A 4,269-nucleotide genomic window follows, 5' to 3' on the forward strand; every position below is an offset into this window, starting at 1 on the left:
CGCGCTGGCCACGGCGGCGTCGACGTCGCTGGCATCGCCGGCGGTGATCTCGGCGATCTGGGTCTGGCGGTAGGGATCGGTCACCGCCAGGCGCCGGCGGCTGTGACTATCCACCCAGCGGTTGTCGATAAACTGTTGTGTCAGCTGTTGCACGGAGGGACTCCAGGGGCAAAGACATTGGAAGGAATAAGCGAATGAAATGATCGGCGAGATGAGGGCTCGTTACGCGCTCAGGCCTGGTGGCGATTGAGCCAGTCATCGATCAGGGCGTGGCAGTGACGGCCCGAGAAGCTCGGAAAGTGGCCGCCGTGCACCGTGGCGATCGGCAACCGCCGCAGGCGCTCGAGGCTCGCCGCGTAGTCGTCCAGGTCGCTGTGATAGGCGTCCTCGATCAGCTCACCGTCGTAGATGATGTCGCCGCTGATCAGGGTGGCGCTGGCGGCCTCCCACAGGGCGATGCCGCCGGGCGAATGGCCGGGGGTGTGGATCACCTCGAAATGGCGATCGCCCAGCTCGATGACGTCACCGTCCTCCAGCGTCTCGATACGCGGCGGCGCCGCAATGCGATAGCCGCTGTGGGCGTAGGGCAGCGGTGGCAGGGCGTCGAACATGGCGTCGTCGAGAAAGGCCTCGGCCAGGGTGCGACGGTTGTCGGGGCTTGCCAGGATATTGGCCTCGGCGCGATGAACGTGGCAGCAGTCGAACTCGTGAGCGGCGCCGATATGATCGAAGTGGGTGTGGCTTGCCACCGCCACGATCTCACGTTCGGCCAGTAGTGCCACGCGCTCGCGCAGTGGCACCGCGCCCAGGCCGAAGTCCACCACCAGATCGCGCTCGCGGCCGCGAACGTGCCAGATATTGCAGCGGTAGAACGGCTTGATGGCCGGTTCGTCGATCAGGGTGATGCCGTCGGCCAGGCGCTGGGTGCGATACCAGCTGGCGGCGTCACCCCGGGGCAGGGTGAAGGTGCTCACGTGTTGCCTCCCGGCAGGGCGCGCAGGTCCTTCAGGTAGTCCTGGTGGCTGCGGCTCTCGTCGATACGCGAGTGTTCGATGTCCACTACCAGCACCCCGGCGTCGTTGCCAAGGCGCCCCAGCACCTCGCCGTCCGGTCCCGCCACCAGGCTGTTGCCGCAGTAGTGCAGCTCGCCCTCGATACCGGCGCGGTTGATGCAGGCGACGAAGCGCTGGTTGTCCAGCGCCCGGGCGCGGATCTGCAACTGCTGGCGTTCGGCGTTGGGCACCATGTTGGCGGTGGGCGAGAGGATCACCTCGGCGCCGGCCTGGGCCAGCGCTCTGGCCATCTCCGGGAACTCGTTGTCGTAGCAGATCATCAGGCCCAGGCGGCCGAGCCGGGTGTCGACCACGCACAGCTCGTCACCGGGGATGAAGTACTGATGTTCACGATCCCATAGCTGGCGCTTGTGGTAGCAGGCCAGGGTGGTGCCGGCGTCGTCGATCAGCACCGCCGAGTTGGTCAGGCGGCCGTCGGCCTGGCGCTGGGCCAGGCCGAACAGCAGGTGCAGGCGATACTGGTGCGCCAACCGGGCGACCTGATCGATCAACTCGCCTTCGTCGGCCAGTTCATCGAGCCGTTCGAACACGTTGTAGCCGGTCAGCGCCAGTTCCGGCAGGGCCAGCAGCTGGGCGCCGGCGGCCACCGCCTGCTGGCACAGGCCATCGAGGGCATCGAGGTTGGCGGCGACATCCGCGTGGACGGGGTCGGTCTGGGCCAGCATCAGGCGCATGGATCAGTCTCCTTGGGCAGCGAGGCTGGAACGGGTGAACAGGGCACAGCCCAGCCAGTAGAGTCCGCCGGTGATGACGAACACCGGCAGCGAGGCACCGATGGACAGCGGTGCCACCAGGGTCCAGTAGGCCGCCAGGGCCGCACCGATCAGGTAGGCGCCGATGGCGATACCGGCGGTGGGCCGACCGAGCTGGTGCGGCGAGCGCAGCAGCTCGGCGCTATAGCCGTCACGGCCGACCAGGTAGTAGTCGACGATCATCACCGAGAAGGCCGGAATGAACAAGGCGCCGATCAGCAACAGGAAGTTCTGGAACTGGTCGAGGATACCGGGGATCAGGGCGCCAAAGACCGTCACCACGCCGATCACCAGCGCCGGCTTCCAGAAGGCCATGCCGGGGGACACGTTCATGCACGACAGGGTGGCGCTGTAGACCGCCATCACGTTGGTGGTCATCACCGAGAAGAAGATCACCAGCGCAGCGGGCAGACCAAAGCCGAAGCCGGACAGCAGCCGGGTCGGGTCGTAGGTCTGTTCCATGCCGCCGAGCACCGACAGGCCGGATACCGCGGCACCCAGCCCCATGGCGATCATCGAGGCGCAGACGTAGCCGCCGTAGGTGCCGAGTACCGCGATGCGTCCGCTCTTGCAGTTGCGGTTGTAGTCGGCGGAGGTGGAAATCCACGAGAAGGCGGTGGCGACGACGATGTCGAAGGCGATGCCCAGGGTGATGCCGTTGCGGGATTCGGCGGGCATCTCGAACAGCGCACCGACCTCGTAGTGGCGGTTGAGCTGGTAGACCACGCCGGCCGCCAGCACCATCATGGCCGCCGCCGCCCAGCGCTCGATGCGCTCGATACCCAGGTGGCCGCGCAGCACGATCAGCACCACGATGGTCTCGCACAGGATCGTCATCAGCGGCAGGTTGGAGTAGCCGGTGGTGGCCTCGATGGCGTAGTCCAGGCTCATGCCGGCCAGCAGCGCCTGGATCCAGCTCCAGGCGATCAGCACCGCCATGTTGACCAGCGAAATGATCTTCGAGCCGGTGGGGCCATAGGCGCGGCGGGTCAGGGCCATCGAGGGCAGGCCGGTGCGCTGGCCCATCAGTCCTACCAGCAGCAGCGGAATGGCGCCGATCAGCGAGCCGATCAGGACCCAGGTCATGGCGACCGGGAAGCGCAGATCGGGCACCAGCAGCATGCCGGTGAGGATGGTGGTGACGACCACGTTGGCGCCGAGCCACAGGGCAAAGGTGGCCATGCCTCCCATGCTCTTGTGCTGGTGTTCATCCAGGGTGTCGTGGCCGATCAGCCGCTTGAGTGAAATCATCTAGGAAACCTTTGTGGTTATGGTTGGTAGGTACCGCAGGGGCGCGAAATTGGGAGCGCAAAACGGAGCAGGCAAAAGGAGCAAAAAACGGAGCAAAAGGGCCGGCGCCGTGGCGCCGGCAAAGGGGTCGTCGCTCGATCAGGCCACCGCGGCGTTCCATGCCGTGGCGTCGATCTCGATCAGCATCGGGCCGTCTTCGGGGCGATGGGCGATGGCCCGGGCGAGGCCGGCGGGGTTGCCGACCCGGGTCGCCGCACAGCCGAAGCCGGCCGCCAGGGTCTGGAAGTCCGGTGCCTGGATGTCCACGCCGAGGCGGGTGACGCCGGCGTTGTCCATGAAGCGGCGGATTTCCTCGTAGCCCTGGTTGTGCCACAGCAGCACGATGACCGGCAGCCTTTCCTCCACCGCACAGGCAAGCTCGGTCAGGGTGAACATCACCCCACCGTCGCCCACCAGCGCCACCACCGGCAGGTCCGGCTGGCCGAGGCTCGCGCCCATGGCCGCGGGCAGGCCGTAGCCGAGAGTGCCGTAGCCGGTGGACGCGTTGAAGAAACGGCGCGGCGCGTCCTGGCTGACCAGATGGTTGGCGGCGTAGGTGGTGGCGCAGGAATCGCCCACCAGGATCGCCCCCGGCAGGCTCTCGCGCAGGGTGTCGAACAGCGGCACATAGGGGCGGAAGGCCGGATCATCGGCCAGCGCCAGGGCGCTCAGCGCATCATGTGTACGCTTGCGGCCATCGCGCGAAAGCTGCTCACCGCCGAGGCGCTGGTCGCAGCCGGCGGCCAGCGCTTCGAGGCTGGAGGCGGCGTCGGCTACCAGTGCCAGGTCGGCATGCTGGTTGCGGGCAAGCTGCTCGGGGTCCAGGTCGATGCGAATCAGTCGACCGTCGAGGGTGAAGCCGTCGTCGAACACCACGTCATAGTCGGTCTCGCCAAGCTCGGTGCCGATGGCCAGCACCACGTCGGCTTCATGGGCAAGCTCCCGCACCGCCGGCAGCGAGGCGTTGGCACCCAGGTCCAGCGGGTGGTCGCGGCCGAGCAGGCCCTTGGCGTTGATGGTGGTGACGGTGGGGGCGTCGAGGCTCTCGACCAGACGGCGGGCGGCGTCCGGGGCATCGACGCAGCCGCCGCCGAGCAGCACCAGCGGGCGCTTGGCGTCGACTAGCCAGTCGAGCGCCTGCTCGAGCGCGGCGG

Annotated in this window: 4 protein-coding genes; all 4 read right to left on the reverse strand. The window is 67.4% G+C overall.

The features are described from left to right. Nucleotides 1-230 precede the first annotated feature (230 nt). Nucleotides 231-974: an MBL fold metallo-hydrolase gene (locus NH448_RS23145; RefSeq protein ID WP_083970497.1), complete on the reverse strand. Its 744-nt coding sequence runs from the start codon at nucleotides 972-974 to the stop codon at nucleotides 231-233. Further along, nucleotides 971-1,747: a nitrilase-related carbon-nitrogen hydrolase gene (locus NH448_RS23150; protein WP_045993649.1), complete on the reverse strand. Its 777-nt coding sequence runs from the start codon at nucleotides 1,745-1,747 to the stop codon at nucleotides 971-973. Before NH448_RS23150 ends, NH448_RS23145 begins: the two co-directional genes overlap by 4 nt. Nucleotides 1,748-1,750: 3 nt before the next feature. Then, nucleotides 1,751-3,076: a cytosine permease gene (locus NH448_RS23155; protein ID WP_045993648.1), complete on the reverse strand. Its 1,326-nt coding sequence runs from the start codon at nucleotides 3,074-3,076 to the stop codon at nucleotides 1,751-1,753. A gap of 138 nt (nucleotides 3,077-3,214) precedes the next feature. Next, a partial coding sequence (locus NH448_RS23160) for a thiamine pyrophosphate-dependent enzyme (RefSeq protein WP_253029561.1) occupies nucleotides 3,215-4,269 on the reverse strand: 1,055 nt, incomplete at its 5' end.

Origin of the sequence: Halomonas sp. OfavH-34-E (assembly GCF_024124525.1) — a bacterium.
GTDB lineage: Bacteria > Pseudomonadota > Gammaproteobacteria > Pseudomonadales > Halomonadaceae > Halomonas > Halomonas litopenaei.

What these genes read in the sequence shown, in the direction of transcription:
- NH448_RS23150 (WP_045993649.1), bottom strand. Translation starts at nt 1,747, where the DNA reads ATGCGCCTGATGCTGGCCCAGACCGACCCCGTCCACGCGGATGTCGCC.
- NH448_RS23155 (WP_045993648.1), bottom strand. Translation starts at nt 3,076, where the DNA reads ATGATTTCACTCAAGCGGCTGATCGGCCACGACACCCTGGATGAACAC.